The 15889-nt window shown below is 37.1% G+C and carries 11 protein-coding genes and 1 pseudogene; 5 read left to right on the forward strand and 7 right to left on the reverse strand.

From position 1 onward, the window contains the following. Window positions 1–48: 48 nt before the first annotated feature. Together hpt and pmbA are read right to left on the reverse strand one after the other, a co-directional pair. Complete coding sequence (gene hpt, locus EV694_RS08785; RefSeq protein WP_132691613.1) at window positions 49–588, reverse strand: hypoxanthine phosphoribosyltransferase; 540 nt, start codon at window positions 586–588, stop codon at window positions 49–51. A 256-nt stretch (window positions 589–844) separates the two neighbouring features. Continuing rightward, complete coding sequence (gene pmbA / locus EV694_RS08790; protein ID WP_132691615.1) at window positions 845–2194, reverse strand: metalloprotease PmbA; 1350 nt, start codon at window positions 2192–2194, stop codon at window positions 845–847. 208 nt (window positions 2195–2402) lie between these two features. Between pmbA and yjgA the strand changes: the two genes are divergently transcribed. Both yjgA and EV694_RS08800 read left to right on the forward strand, forming a co-directional pair. Further along, window positions 2403–2945, forward strand: coding sequence for a ribosome biogenesis factor YjgA (gene yjgA / locus EV694_RS08795; RefSeq protein WP_132691617.1), 543 nt, complete (start codon window positions 2403–2405; stop codon window positions 2943–2945). Between the two features lie 38 nt (window positions 2946–2983). Then, window positions 2984–5407, forward strand: a complete 2424-nt coding sequence (locus EV694_RS08800; RefSeq protein ID WP_132691619.1) for a tetratricopeptide repeat protein — start codon at window positions 2984–2986, stop codon at window positions 5405–5407. A 155-nt stretch (window positions 5408–5562) separates the two neighbouring features. On the opposite strand, the gene EV694_RS08805 is transcribed toward EV694_RS08800, so the two are convergent. Together EV694_RS08805 and lpxL are read right to left on the reverse strand one after the other, a co-directional pair. Further along, window positions 5563–6768: an aspartate aminotransferase family protein gene (locus tag EV694_RS08805; RefSeq protein WP_132691621.1), complete on the reverse strand. Its 1206-nt coding sequence runs from the start codon at window positions 6766–6768 to the stop codon at window positions 5563–5565. 84 nt (window positions 6769–6852) lie between these two features. Next, complete coding sequence (gene lpxL / locus EV694_RS08810) at window positions 6853–7800, reverse strand: LpxL/LpxP family Kdo(2)-lipid IV(A) lauroyl/palmitoleoyl acyltransferase (RefSeq protein WP_132691623.1); 948 nt, start codon at window positions 7798–7800, stop codon at window positions 6853–6855. A 126-nt stretch (window positions 7801–7926) separates the two neighbouring features. Between lpxL and hldE the strand changes: the two genes are divergently transcribed. Then, window positions 7927–9354, forward strand: a complete 1428-nt coding sequence (gene hldE / locus EV694_RS08815) for a bifunctional D-glycero-beta-D-manno-heptose-7-phosphate kinase/D-glycero-beta-D-manno-heptose 1-phosphate adenylyltransferase HldE (protein ID WP_132691625.1) — start codon at window positions 7927–7929, stop codon at window positions 9352–9354. Between the two features lie 151 nt (window positions 9355–9505). On the opposite strand, the gene glpK is transcribed toward hldE, so the two are convergent. Beyond that, entirely contained in the window at window positions 9506–11026 is a 1521-nt protein-coding gene (gene glpK, locus EV694_RS08820) for a glycerol kinase GlpK (RefSeq protein WP_132691627.1), read from the reverse strand. 383 nt (window positions 11027–11409) lie between these two features. Between glpK and EV694_RS08825 the strand changes: the two genes are divergently transcribed. Next, entirely contained in the window at window positions 11410–12150 is a 741-nt protein-coding gene (locus tag EV694_RS08825) for an MIP/aquaporin family protein (RefSeq protein WP_132691629.1), read from the forward strand. 80 nt (window positions 12151–12230) lie between these two features. Then, window positions 12231–12308 (forward strand): annotated as a pseudogene (locus EV694_RS08830) (IS1595 family transposase); the annotation flags it as partial. 203 nt (window positions 12309–12511) lie between these two features. Here EV694_RS08830 and sodA read toward each other — a convergent pair. Both sodA and EV694_RS08840 read right to left on the reverse strand, forming a co-directional pair. After that, window positions 12512–13147 carry a superoxide dismutase [Mn] gene (sodA, locus tag EV694_RS08835; protein WP_132691631.1) on the reverse strand — a complete coding sequence of 212 codons (636 nt, stop codon included), beginning with the start codon at window positions 13145–13147 and terminating at the stop codon, window positions 12512–12514. Between the two features lie 160 nt (window positions 13148–13307). Beyond that, window positions 13308–15575 carry an NADP-dependent malic enzyme gene (locus EV694_RS08840; protein WP_132691633.1) on the reverse strand — a complete coding sequence of 756 codons (2268 nt, stop codon included), beginning with the start codon at window positions 15573–15575 and terminating at the stop codon, window positions 13308–13310. Between the last annotated feature and the right edge of the window lie 314 nt (window positions 15576–15889).

Here is a 15889-nt window from a genome sequence, read left to right on the forward strand (position 1 = left end):
ATTGCTTTTAACTATTTATTTAAACTAAATCCACAGAAAACATCTATCTCACTCCTCCAACACCACCTTACCAATATAACCCAAATGGCGATAATGTTGAGCATAATCAATGCCATAGCCCACCACAAATTCGTCAGGAATTGAAAAGCCAATCCAATCTACTGGCACTTCTACCTCTCGACGTGATGGTTTATCTAATAAGGTACAAATGCTTAAGGATTTTGGTTCACGCAAATTTAAAATCTCTCGCACTTTTTGCAAGGTATAACCTGTATCAATAATATCTTCCACAATTAACACATGCTCCCCTTTTATATCTCCTTCCAAATCCTTAGCGATACGGACATCATGGTTACTGGTCATACCTGAGCCATAACTGGAAGTGGTCATAAAATCTACGATCACAGGTACTTGAAGTTCACGCACTAAATCTGCCATAAACATAAAAGATCCCTTGAGTAAACCAACCACAATCAATTTTTCCGCTTGCTGATGTTGGTAATATTGGCTAATTTCATGCCCTAATTCGCTAATGCGTGAAGCCACATCGGCTTGTGTAATTAATGTTTCTACATGATGTTTTTTCATTATTATTCCTTAATTGAATAAAGCGCTAATTGGTGGCTATTATAGCATTATCTCCACAAACCTATAGTCAAAAAAAAGTCGGGATAGTCCCGACCTTTCATTAACCCTAACGAATTTACTTTCTACTCTACCTGTTAATTGGAATCTCTCTATGCAAAATAAAAAATATTGTATTTTCTACCGCACTTCCCAACAGGATGGGAGCTATATTAACAAATAAAAAAACCTTGTCAATAAGAATTATTATCATTTAGATCTAATTACCAGAGATTTTCATACTCTCTAGCAAAATCGATCCCGTTTGAATATTTGAGCGATGTTCTACATCATCAGCCACTGCCACAATATGACGCAACATATCCTTTAATTGCCCCGCAATGGTAATTTCTGAAACAGGGTATTGAATTTCGCCATTTTCTACCCAAAAGCCAGCAGCCCCTCGAGAATAATCGCCAGTTACTAAATTGACACCTTGCCCCATGACTTCGGTAACCAATAATCCTGTCCCCATTTGGCGTAAAAGTGCGGTCAGTTTTCCGTTTAAATTAGGTTTAACCAACCAATTATGGATACCGCCCGCATGCCCTGTACTTGCCATACCTAATTTTTTACCACTATAACTGGTAAGCAAATAGGTTTGTAAAATACCTTGCTCAATAATTTCTCTTGCCTGTGTCCGTACGCCCTCGCTGTCAAATGGTGTGGAAGCTAAACGCCCTTTTAGATGGGGACGTTCGCTAATTTGAAACCAATCGGGCAACACTTGTTTACCCAAATGATCCAATAAAAAGCTGGATTTACGATATAAACTGCCACCGCTGATTGCGGCGGTCAAATGAGAAATTAAGCCTGTTGCCACATCATTAGCAAAAATGACTGGTACTTGTTGAGTAGCAATTTTGCGAGGTTGTAATCTCGCCAAGGTTTTGCTGGCACAATGCTCGCCTACCCAAGTAGGATCAGCCAATTCATTAATATTGCGTGCCACCGTATATTCATAATCACGCTCCAATTGATTATCCGTTGCCGCAATCATAGAACAAGACAAAGAATAACGGCTTGATAAATAGCTTTGCAACATACCATAGCTATTACCATACACACGAATCCCACAATGGGAATTAAAACTTGCTCCCTCTGAATTAACAATACGCGGATCATAATCTAACGCCGATTGTTCCGCTTGCAAAGCCAGTGCTAACGCCTGATCCACATCAATATCCGCTTGATGATATAAATCTAAATCAGGCGCATCAAATGCCATTAAGGCTTTATCCGCTAAACCTGTACAAGGATCAGGCGAAGTATATTTCGCAATGGCTAACGCCGCTTCTACGGCACTTTTAATCGCCGTTGGGCTTAAATCCGAAGTGGAAGCATTGCCCTTTTGTTGCCCTAAATACACCGAAATGCCCAATGCTCCGTCATTATTAAATTCCACATTTTCCACTTCTCGCAAACGGGCTGATACGGATAAGCCACTCACTTTCGTTACCGCCACTTCCGCCGTTGCCCCTGCTTGTGTTGCTAACTCAACGGCATAACTCACCGCCTCACATAATTCTGTTTGTTGTTGTCGCAAAAGTGCGGTCTGATTTTGATCCATTTTTTAACCTTTTTCTGTCAATATTATTGCCGTTTCAATTTAAACTAAGACAAAGCTGTACGGCAAGGCGTACCAACGCTGTATCATTTTAAAGAGGACGGCTATCCTTCCACTTTAATCCTATATATTCTATCCCATTGTGATAAAATACCAAAAATTTTGATGATATTGTCGCCCAAATTTAACAGGATGATAAAAGGAAGAAAAAATGGCAAGAAAAAACAAACAAGCAGAATTAGATTGGCTAGATGAAGAACAAGAAGAAATTATTTGGGTCAGCAAAAGTGAAATTAAACGAGATGCAGAAGAATTAAAAAAATTAGGCGAAAAACTCACGCAATTAACCCCAGCGAAACTGGAAAAAATTCCCCTAGAAGAAAATCTATTAGCTGCCATTGAACTGGCTCAACGCTTACAAAAAGAAGCACGTCGCCGCCAATTACAATATATAGGTAAACTGCTCCGTACCACCGATCCTGAACCAATTCAAGAAGCCTTAGCTAAATTAGAGAATAAGCATAATCAACAACAAGCAATGCTACATAAATTGGAATTATGGCGAGATCAGCTTATCCAACAAGGGGATCAAGCCCTCAACGATCTACTACAACAATATCCACAGGCAGATCGCCAACAGCTACGCAATCTAATCCGCTCCGCACAAAAAGAACAACAACAAAACAAGCCTCCTAAAGCCTATCGAGAGATTTATCAACAGTTGAAATTGTTGGTGTTGACTAAATTAAAATAAAAGTATAGAATTGTAAATAATATTAAAAGGAGGAAAATATGCATAATTTAAAAGGATTAGAACATAAGATTCAGATACTTTTCTCTACAGGAAAATATTTAGAAGCCATTAAACAATTAGAACAATATTTAAAACTAACTGAAGCTATCGTAGATCCACAAGAAAAAATACAAAAACAAAATTATGCTCAGTTTGGTCTTGGACATTGTTATTTTAAACAAGCATCAGAAACCCAAAATCAAAATCAATCCGTAGAATACTTCCAAAAGGCAATTAAGCATCTTGAATATGCTTTCAATCTCATACAGAACAATATTCAAAAACAGCATGATACACAATTTGCAATCGGAGAATGTTATTTTGAACAAGCATTAAGACTTCAATCTCAAGATAAAGCAAACGAATGCCTTAACAATGCAATTAAACACTTTAAATACGCTCTTACATTAACTGCTGCAGATAACAGAAACAATAATAGGTTTATGCTTGGAAAGTGCTATTTTCAGCAAGCAATAGAAGCAGACAATCAAAATACTGCTATTAAATATTTTGAAAGAGCAATCAAATACTTTAAAGATGCATCGGAATTTACAGAACAAAGTGATATTGATGGGAAAAATTCAGCCATATTAGGTATTGGTTTTTGTTATTTCCAACAAGCATTAAGAGCTCAACCTCAAGATAAAGCAAACAAATTCCTTGGCGAAGCGATTAATCATTTTCAGCACGTACTTAAAGTTGTTAAAGATATATACCAACAATATATGGCACAGTATATGTTAGGACGCTGTCATTTTGTAAAGGCAGAAAACATTGAAAAACAAAGTGAAGCTATTGAACTTCTGAGACAAGCAATTGATGACCTTAGTCTAGCACATAAAATTAAAAAGCTTACTGATAAAGAACGAAGTGATACAGAATATGGTATTGGTCTATGTTATTTCAAATATGCATTAATAATTACAGAAAATTATGATGAAATGTTTAATAAAGCAATTAATTATTTAAAAAATTCTTTCGATCATAAAAAAGAATTCTTTTCTTATTCACAAGAAATAGAAGCAGAATATAATGGAAAACTAGAAATTAGTCGTTGTTATTTTGAGCACGCCTTAAAAAAGCTAGAACAAAGTAAGAAAGTTACTAAAGAGGTTACTGAGCTTTTTAATGCTTCAATTTCATATTTAGAAGAAATATATAATCTCGGAAAATTATTTAATAATGAATATATCTTAAAAACTAGTTTATTAATGTTATCTCACTACTATTTTAAATGGGCAATAAATACCAGTAATAAAAAAGAAGCCTTTAATAAGTTTCTTGAAAAGAAAAAAGAGTTTATAAGTTTGAATCAAGAAAATGATATAGATCCTCTCATTTTAGATATTTTGGCCATTTTATATATAATGCCTTGTGAACTAGAATATATTAAACTATCTCATTATACGACCCCAAATGTTTGTGAAAAACTATTCGGAATAAATTCAAATAATATTCCCATTATGAGAATGAATAGTATAACTTATATGAATGATCCCTATGAGGGAAAAGCATTATTAGATTTAGTTCATCAACAAGAACTCGAAATAGAAAATATTAAAAAGAACTCAGAATATAATACATTTATTACTTGTTTCTCTAAACGTGTCAATGATCTTAACCAATTTAGATTATATGGCAAAGAAGATAATATTGAAGCATCTGGTTGCTGTTTAGTATTTGATAAAAAACCATTTTGGATAATTTATCAGGATGTTAATAAAAGCATTCCCCCATCTATACCTCATACTAGAAAAGATAATGATGTATCTAATATAAATACATTTTCTTTTAATAACAGCACCAATATAGATAAAAATGATTTTAACAATCAGAATAAATATCTACCTATTTATCAAGTTGCCTATATTGCTTACCTTGATGAATATAATAAATATCATAATTTTAATTTTAAATTACCCCTACCTAACGATAACGAAGACAAATCGTTAAAGAATAAAGATAAATTACTTAGTAATGAAAATTTTAAATTTGGTATATATTTTAGTGACATATATAATAGTAAATACTTAAATGACAAGAGAAAGAAAAAATTTAAGAGCGCACTTAATAAATTAATTAAGGAAAATATTAAAAATATAAATGACTTAGAATATATCCGCTATTTATTTAAAGATTATGCCTTTAGAGATGAAGATGAGTTTCGTTTATTAAAAGTACAAGATAACTATGATGGGGTAAAATATTGCGAAAATACACAACAACTCTATATAGAATATGGCGATATTACTTCTTGTGTGGATGAGATTATTGTAGGTACTAATTATGAAAATACCGAAAAAGGTCGGAAAGTAGAATATCTGAGATATCAAATAGACCAAAAGATGAAAGAAAGATATGGAGAAAATCCTATTAACGTTATTCAATCCTCTTTGCCTATTAATTATTATAAGAAAAAATAATAGACAAAATTTATCAGTTATGCTTAGCAAAAGTCAGAAATACTTTTGCTAAGCTTTTTCACTTACTTTATGCGGTATTTTCTCTTTGAAAGAACAACAAAATCCTTAGCAAAACCAAATAACAAAAAAACTTAAAACCCCACCGCACTTAACAGCTAACCACAAAAACTCAGCAACCCTTTGCGCAATCTTGCTAACCCCTCGCTGACTTCTTCAGGTTTAATATTTAACGCTGGGGCGAAACGTAGGACGTTTGGACCTGCTTGTAAAATCATCACGCCTTGATCTAAGGCTTGGGTAACAAATTGGGCGACTTTGCCTTGCCATTTGTCGTTTAGCTCTGCCCCAATTAATAATCCCATACCACGAATTTGTTTAAATATGCCAAGCTCTTGGTTAATTTCGCTTAAGGTTTGGGTAAATTGTTGTGAGGTATGTTGGACATTGGCTAAAAAGTCAGGTTGGCGAATAATTTCTAGCACTTTATTGGCAACGGCACAGGCTAAGGGATTGCCACCAAAGGTTGTGCCATGTACACCTAGCGAGAAACTTTTGGCAATATGGTCAGTGGTCAGCATTGCGCTAATAGGAAAGCCGTTACCTAAGGCTTTGGCGGTGGTTAAAATATCGGGTTGTACTTGATAATACATATAAGCGTATAAATAGCCTGTACGTCCAACCCCTGTTTGCACTTCATCAAAAATAAGCAAAGCTTGATATTCATCACATAAGGCTCTTAATCCCTGCAAGAAAGATTTTTCCGCAGGTAAAATACCGCTTTCCCCTTGAATTGGTTCAACAATAATCGCACAGACTTGCTCGTCCATTACCGCACGCACTGCGGCTAAATCATTAAAAGGAACGTGGATAATCTCGGCAGGTTTTGGCCCGAAACCGTCTGAATATTTGGCTTGCCCCCCTACGCTGACGGTAAAAAAGGTGCGTCCATGAAAACTTTGTTTAAAGGAAATAATTTTGTTTTTTTGGTAACCAAAATGATCTAAGGCATAACGGCGTGCTAATTTAAGGGCTGCCTCATTCGCCTCGGCACCAGAATTAGCAAACATTACCCGTTGGGCAAAGGTATGCTGTACTAATTGGCTGGCAAGTGCTAAAGCAGGTTCGCTGGTAAACCAGTTACTGGAATGCCATAATTTTTGCCCTTGCTCAGTTAAAACCTCCACAATCTCCTCAGGGCAATGCCCTAGGGCGTTTACCGCAATGCCACTGGTAAAATCAATATATTCGTTCCCAGCTTGATCCCATACTCGGCTCCCTTTGCCTTGCACTGGAATCATTTGAGCAGGGGCATAATTTTGTACCATGACTTGATCAAATAATTGGCGATGATAGTTTGTCATTATCTTATCCTTTTTCTTTATAGCTCAACATTGCCTAGAGCATAAATAAATATGAATAATTAGTCAATAAAAACGAATTTATATTCATTTATTTTGGTATAAATCAGGGCTATCCTGTTCTGGGCGTGTTTTAAAACGGCGATGTAGCCACATATATTGGCTAATGCCTTTGCTAATTTCTTGTTCCACCACTTGATTCATACGTGTAGCCACTGCCACTTCATCATTTAAATCGCTAAAATCCACTGGTGGCGAAATGCTAACGGTATAGCCCGAACCATCGGCGTTACGCAAAGGGGCAAAAGGCACGACTTTTGCTTGTGGAGCAGCTTTGAGTAAATAATAAGATCCTGTGGTAGTACAGGCATCAGGCACTGCAAAAAACGGCACAAACACCGCATTACGCCGTCCATAATCGTGATCAGGGGCATACCAAATGGTTTCGCCACGCCGTAAGGCTTTCATCATTCCTCGTAGATCTTTACGATCAAGCATTGCTTTGTTAGAACGTAAACGCCCACGCATTTGTAACCAATCTAACAAGGGATTATCATTAGGGCGATAAACCCCTACCCCAGAATGGGCAATCCCCACTATTCTTGCCCCTAATTCTAAGGTTAAAAAATGCACCCCCACAAAAATAATGCCTTGCTGATCTTGTTTATTGAGATGTTCTAACCCCTCAATTTTTGACCATTTTTTGATCCGTTTATCCGACCAAAACCACGCCATACCTGTTTCAATAATCGCCATACCTGTTGCTTTTAAGTTTTCCTGCAAAATTTGTTCAATTTGCTGTGGGCTATAATCAGGAAAACATAATTGCAAATTACGTCGAGCAATTTGCTGACGGCGTTTGCCTACCTTTAAATGGGCGAATAGCCAACCTAGCCCTTGCCCCACTTTTAATAATAAAGGATAGGGCAACAATAATAATAATCGCCAAAGGGCTAAAGCTAACCATAATCCCCAATATTTAGGTTTTAAAAATGTCCATCGAAATGTTAGAAGTTTATTTTTTAGATTGCTCATACTTAACAATATCACTATTTTTAGCCAAACAAATGCCCCATAGTTTAACGGAATTTTATGCAAATGGCATTTTGAAAATTATTGGATATGCTAAAATAGCCCAAACTATTTTTTCGGAGAACTGCAATGTCGCAATATTCTGCTCAATTTAATCAGGCAAAAGTGTTAGTGTTAGGTGATGTAATGCTGGATCGTTATTGGTTCGGTGCGACCAATCGCATCTCGCCAGAAGCCCCTGTTCCTGTGGTAAAAGTACAACAAAATGAACAACGGGCAGGCGGTGCGGCTAATGTGGCTATGAATATCAGTGCGTTAAATGTGCCTGTTAAATTATTAGGTTTAATAGGGCAAGATGAAACAGGACAAGCCTTATCGCAGTTATTAAGTGAACAAAATATTGATTGTGATTTTGTGGAATTGGCAAGCCACCCAACAATAACCAAATTGCGAATTCTTTCTCGTCATCAACAATTATTACGCTTGGATTTTGAGGAAAATTTTCATCAAGTAGATTGCTCTCCTTTATTGGATAAGCTCCAGCAAGCACTCAGTGATTATGGGGCGTTAATTTTATCAGACTATGGCAAAGGCACGCTTAACCAAGTGCAACAAATGATCCAATTAGCTCGCGCGGTGCAAGTGCCTGTGCTAATCGATCCCAAAGGCACAGATTTTGAGCGTTATCGTGGGGCGACCTTATTAACCCCAAATCTTGCCGAATTTGAAGCCGTTGTGGGGACTTGTCATACTGAACAAGAATTAATTGATAAAGGGCTAAAATTAATTGCAGATTTTGACCTTGAGGCATTATTAGTTACCCGTTCGGAAAAAGGAATGACCTTGTTACGCCCTCATTATCCTGCTTATCATTTACCTACCCAAGCCAAAGAAGTCTTTGATGTAACAGGGGCTGGCGATACAGTAATTAGCGTCCTCGCTACTGCTCTTGCCGATCAACGCTCCCTTGAAGAAGCCTGTTATTTAGCCAATGTGGCGGCAGGTATCGTAGTAGGTAAACTCGGCACTTCCACCGTATCCAATAGCGAACTCGAAAATGCCATTCATGGACATTGTGAAAATGGCTTTGGTATTATGACTGAAAGCCAATTAAAACAAGCGGTGCAATTAGCCAAAAATCGTGGCGAAAAAATTGTGATGACCAACGGTTGTTTTGATATTTTACACCCTGGTCATGTTTCTTATTTAGACAATGCTCGCAAACTGGGTGATCGATTAATTGTGGCGGTAAATAGCGATGATTCTGTAAAACGCCTTAAAGGGGATAATCGCCCAATTAATGATTTACACACTCGTTTAGCCGTATTAGCAGGTTTACGTTCGGTGGATTGGCTAGTTGCCTTTGAGGAAGATACGCCACAACGCCTTATTGGCGAGATTTTACCTGATTTATTGGTAAAAGGTGGCGATTATCGCCCAGAGCAAATTGCAGGTAGCCAAGAAGTTTGGGCGAATGGCGGCGAAGTAAAAGTACTAAACTTTGAAAATGGCTGCTCAACTACTAATGTGATAAAAAAAATTCAAGAGCTTAACTAATTGAATTTTAAGGAAAAAGCATAGAATGTTATTTTGCTTAATGGATAATGACCTCATCTAAATCTACTATTGAGAACAGAGAAATTACTGTATTACAAAAATGCCAGCATTTGCTGGCATTTTCCACGAGTTCTATTAATCAAGATATGAACTAGTCTTCTTCATCTAAATCTTCTTTAGCCCATTGTAATGAACGCTTCACTGCTTTACGCCAGCCTTTATAACGTCTCGCGCGTTTTTGCTCATCGCCATCTGGTATAAAGGTCTTTTCAATTTCAGCTTTATTACGTAATTCATCAAGATTTTGCCAAAACCCTGTAGCAAGTCCTGCTAAATAAGCTGCACCAAGTGCCGTAACCTCTTTAACAACAGGACGTTCAACTGATGTTGCTAAAATATCCGCTTGAAATTGCATTAAGAAATTATTTGCGGTGGCACCACCATCTACTCGTAATGATTTCAATGTTTGTCCTGAATCAGTTTGCATCGCTTCTAATACATCACGAGTTTGATAAGCGATAGATTCTAATGTTGCACGCACTATATGATTACGATTTGCGCCTCGGGTTAAGCCAAAAATCGCACCTCTTGCATAAGGATCCCAATATGGTGCACCTAATCCTGCAAAAGCAGGCACCACATAAATACCATTACAATCTTTTACTTTTTGTGCAAAGTATTCTGAATCTGAACTATCATGTACAATTTTCATTTCATCGCGTAACCATTGTATCGATGCGCCACCAATAAATACCGCGCCTTCTAAGGCATAAGCAGGTTCGCCTTTGGCATTACAAGCAATGGTCGTTAACAAACCATTTTCTGATTGAATGGCTTTATCTCCCGTATGCATTAACATAAAACAACCTGTGCCATAGGTATTTTTAGCTTGTCCTGCATTAACACATAAATGCCCATAAAGTGCGGCTTGTTGATCGCCCGCAATTCCTGCGACTGGAATTCGTACTCCTCCTTTACCACCAATATTGGTCTTACCATAAATTTCGGAAGAATTACGAACTTCTGGTAACATTTGCTTTGGAATATCTAAAATTTCTAGCATTTTATCATCCCATTGCAAAGTATGAATATTAAACAACATTGTACGTGAGGCATTTGTATAATCTGTAACATGTACACGCCCTTGAGTTAGTTTCCAAACTAACCAAGTATCTACTGTCCCAAATAATAACTCCCCTTTCTTCGCTCTTTCTCTAGCCCCTTCCACATGATCCAAAATCCATTTTACTTTTGTACCAGAAAAATAAGGATCTACCACTAATCCAGTGGTTTTACGAATATAATCCTCATACCCATCTGCTTTAAGCTGATCTGTAATATCGGATGTACGTCTACATTGCCAAACAATCGCATTATAAATAGGCTTTCCTGTGGCTTTATCCCACACAATTGTCGTTTCTCGCTGATTAGTAATCCCTATGGCGGCAATCTGATCTGAGCTAATCCCCGCTTTAGCAACCACTTCATTTAATGTTGAGCTTTGGCTTGACCAAATTTCCATAGGATTATGTTCTACCCAACCTGCTTGTGGGTAAATCTGAGTAAACTCTCGTTGAGCTATCTCCACAACATTCGCATCATGATCTAATAAAACTGCTCTCGAACTCGTTGTACCTTGATCCAAAGCGATAATATATTTTTTCTGTGTCATAAACTTCCCCCTAAGAAAGTATGGTTGATAAAATACTCCAAATTATTCAAATAGAATATTTATTGAGTAAAAACGAACAAATCACGGCGATAACATAACCAAAAACGCTCAAGGTAACAAATATATTTTTTCAATTATTTGACGAACTTCAAAAAATATCCCTAGTTTTTATGTGATTATTTGAACTTGCTCACAAAGTAAAAATTCATTTTCATTCTACATTGCATTTTTATATCTTGGAGATAATAATATTAAATGTAATATTTCTACTCCAATCAAAAGAATTTATTGCGATTTAAACGAACTCATCACAAGTCAACTTTCGCTTAGATTATGTTTACAACATAATATTGCACTAAATTAATTTGCATAGGAGAATCACTATGAACGCTTATATCGCTGAATTTTTAGGTACAGCCTTATTAATTCTAATGGGAAATGGCGTGGTTGCTAATGTGTGCTTAAAGCAAACCAAAGGAAATAATTCAGGTTGGATAGTTATTACATCAGCCTGGGCTTTTGCTGTCTATGTTGCCGTTGTCGCTACAGGTCCATATAGTGGTGCACATCTCAATCCTGCCGTTACAATAGGGCTTGCTCTCAATGGCGCCTTTAATTGGATGCTCGTGCCCGGGTACATCATTGCACAATTGATAGGAGGAATACTTGGTGGTTTTATTGTCTATCTCTTTTACCGAGATCACTTCCAAATTACAGAAGATACTGGCGCAAAACGTGCTTGTTTTTGTACAGAACCCGCTATTCGGCGTTATTCGAGCAATTTAATCTGTGAAATTATAGGAACAACAGTATTAGTGTCTGTTATTTTCTATATTACTGCTGGTGAAATCATTATTCCTGGCACAACTGGTGTTACGCCTATTGGCTTGGGTTCAATTGGAGCTTTACCTGTTGCATTACTTGTATGGGCAATAGGATTAAGTCTTGGAGGTACAACAGGCTACGCTATCAACCCTGCTCGTGATTTAGGGCCTCGTATTGTCTTAGCCTTACTCAGTAAAAAACTTAATACCTCGCCAGATTGGTCTTATGCTTGGATTCCCGTATTAGGTCCAGTTTTAGGGGCTATTATTGCTGTCATTGGCTATAATATTGTTATGTAATTATCGTCGCTCCTCTTTAAAATAAGGCTAAGAATTTTTCTTAGCCTTAAAAAATAAATTAAGGGCTAAAATAGATTAGCAGTTATGATGTTCTTGATGTGAGTGAGTTTAAACATTATCGGATTAATCATCAAACGCATTTTGCGGTAAAGAAAAGCCTTTAGCATATTATTGCGCTAAAGGCTTTTATTTTTAACAGTTGATGGGTAATTTTAACTTTGTGCAATTGCTACATAATACCGGTAGTATAAGGTCTTAACCCACTTTTTTCCCACATTTTTATCCATTACACCCAAAATCCCCATTAACTAGATAATTCTATATAGATTTTTCAGTTAAGGGCTGAATCAATCCAAAATAATTAACCAATCGCTTTAGCAAAACGCTCTGCCGCGAAGTCCCAGTTTACAACGTTCCAAAATTCTTTAATATAGTCTGGACGGCGATTTTGGAATTTTAAGTAATAAGCGTGTTCCCATACATCTAAACCAAAAATTGGAAAACCTGAACAGCCCGCAATCTCTTTCCCCATTAATGGAGAATCTTGGTTCGCAGTAGAAACAACTGCTAATTTTCCATTTTCATAAACTAACCAGGCCCAACCAGAACCAAAACGTGTAGCCGCTGCTTTTTCAAATTCAGCTTTAAAAGCATCAACGGAGCCAAAATCACGTTCAATGGCTGCTTTTAAATCCCCTTGTAAGGTTGTCCCTTTTTTCAAACTTTTCCAAAACAATGTATGATTAGCATGACCACCAACATTGTTACGTAATGCGGTTAATTTATCCGCAGGTACTTTATCTAAATTACGTAAGAAAGATCCTGGACATCCTGCTTCTGCCAACGCAGTTAATTCAGGCGAGGTTTCTAAGATTGCATTGGCGTTATTAATATAAGCCTGATGATGTTTACTATGATGAATTTCCATTGTTTGAGCATCAAAATGTGGTTCTAACGCATCATAAGCATAACCTAATTCTGGTAGAGTATAAGCCATAATAAATTCCTTTTGTTGAGGGTTAAAAATCGTGGATAGTTTAGCAAAAATTTTGATTAATATCATTAAAATTAATCAATAGTTTAAATATTACACAAATAAATACTTTACCTAAAAAGAGCGGTCCATTTTTTATTAAAATTTTCCGCTCAATTACAACTTAATGCTGCGCCTTAACAGCGGCAACCGCAACCATATTAATAATACGGCGTACCGAAGCCACAGGCGTCAAAATATGTGCCGATTTGTTTAATCCCATAAGTAAAGGACCTATTGTGCTTGGGGTTGCTGTCCCTTGTAATAGATTTAAACTAATTCGTGCGGACTCCATTGAAGGGAATACTAATAAATTTGCCGCACCTTTGATTGGGCTATCTGGCATAATTTCTTGACGTAACGCCTGTGATAAGGCGACATCACAATGCATTTCTCCGTCAATAATTAAATCGGGATCTTGTTGCTGAACTAATGCTAAGACCTGACGCATTTTTAAGGCGTTTGGTGTATCTGAACTGCCATAATTAGAGCTTGAAACCAACGCGACTTGCGGTTCAATACCAAAATCACGCACTTGTTTCGCAGCCATCAATGTAATTTCAGCTAATTGTTCCGCCGTTGGATCTAAATTAACAAAGGTATCCGCTAAAAATAAATTAGACTTCGCTAACACAAGTCCATTCACTGTCGCTAAGGTGGAAACATCTGATTTAATCCCTATAATATTTCTTAAAATATCTAAGTGAGAAGCATAATTTCCTAATAAACCACATAACATGGCATCAACTTTACCTAATTGCAATAAAGTTGCCCCAATAATGGTTGGATTAGTGCGTAGCTCTCTTTGTGCAGAAACAGGCGTAACACCATGGCGTTTTTGTAACTCGTAATAGGTTTTCCAGCATTGTTCATGATAAGGATTATCTTCAATATTAATCACTTCATAATCTTGTCCTTGCTGAATTTTTAACCCTAAGGATTTCGCTCTTTCAGCAATAACGGATGATCGCCCAATTAGGACTGGATCCGCAATGCCTAAAGACGCAATTTCTTGTACCGCATGTAAAACCCGTGGCTCTTCCCCATCGGTAAGTAAAACACGTTTTCTATCCATTTTGGCTTGTGCAAAGACAGGCTTCATAAAGAGATTGGTTTTATAAACAAACTGGGTTAGACGTTCAATATAAGCATCAAAATCATTAATTGGGCGTGTTGCAACACCACTATCCATTGCCGCTTTTGCCACAGCAGGGGCAATTTTAATAATTAAACGCGGGTCAAAAGGCTTAGGAATGACATAATCTGGTCCAAAAGAAAGTTCGCTTTCACCATAAGCCGATGAAACAACTTCACTCTGTTCCGCTAACGCCAAATCAGCAATTGCATATACCGCAGCCATTTTCATTTCTTCATTAATGGTTGTCGCACCTACATCTAAGGCTCCTCGGAAAATAAATGGAAAACACAACACATTGTTCACTTGATTAGGATAATCTGAACGTCCTGTACACACTATCGCATCAGCACGCGCGACTTTCGCTTCCGGTGGCGTTATTTCAGGATCTGGATTGGCTAATGCTAAAATTAATGGGCTAGCCGCCATGGTTTTCACCATATCTTGCGTTAATGCGCCCGCCGCTGAACAACCAAGGAAAATATCAGCATTAGGTATTGCATCTGCTAAACTACGTTGTCCATTATCATCAATCGCATAGTGTTTTTTAGTATCATCTAGTCGTTCATCTCGATTTTTATAAATCACACCTTTGGAATCACACACCGTAATATTTTCTTTCTTCATACCTAAACTCACTAATAAATTTAGGCAAGCAATAGAAGCCGCACCAGCTCCCGAAGCCACTAAACGTACATCTTCTATTTTTTTATTTACAATGCGTAAACCATTTAAAATAGCTGCGGCACTAATAATCGCGGTACCATGTTGATCATCATGAAAAACAGGGATATTCATGCGTTCACGCAATTTTTGTTCAATATAAAAACATTCTGGCGCTTTAATATCTTCTAAATTAATTCCCCCAAAAGTGGGTTCTAGGGCGGCGATAATATCCACCAACTTATCTGGATCATGCTCATCAATTTCAATATCAAAAACATCAACGCCAGCAAACTTTTTGAATAAAACGCCCTTTCCTTCCATAACGGGTTTGCCTGCTAAAGCACCAATATTGCCTAATCCAAGCACCGCACTTCCATTAGAAATTACCGCAACTAAATTCCCTTTGGCGGTATATTTATGTGCTAATAATGGATCTTTTTGTATCTCTAAACAAGGAACAGCCACACCGGGAGAATAAGCAAGTGCAAGATCTCGTTGTGTTGCTAAAGATTTTGTAGGGGTAACTTCAATTTTTCCTGGTTTAGGAAACTCGTGAAAATCAAGAGCAGCTTGACGTAACTGTTCATCCATAAAATAATCCTCTCTTTTGTGTAATATTGAATAATCTGCGATTCAATGCCATTTCTTACATTGAAACCTTACTATTATAAACTGATTTTAAAAAGAATTTGTGATATACGCCACAATATTGGTATAGCTTACTGGTTGCAGTGGTAAATGGTTATGAATTAGACAAAGCTAAGTAGTTAACAAAGTGCGGTGCGTCTTGAGAATTTTTATGAAAAAAAGTATAAATTAGATAACAAAAAACCCCTGTTGCCTAACAACAGGGGTCTCTTCAATTTAATAACCTGGCGGTGACCTACTCTCACATGGGGAGACCC

The sequence above is a fragment of the Volucribacter psittacicida genome (assembly GCF_004339025.1).
Taxonomy (GTDB): Bacteria; Pseudomonadota; Gammaproteobacteria; order Enterobacterales; family Pasteurellaceae; genus Volucribacter; species Volucribacter psittacicida.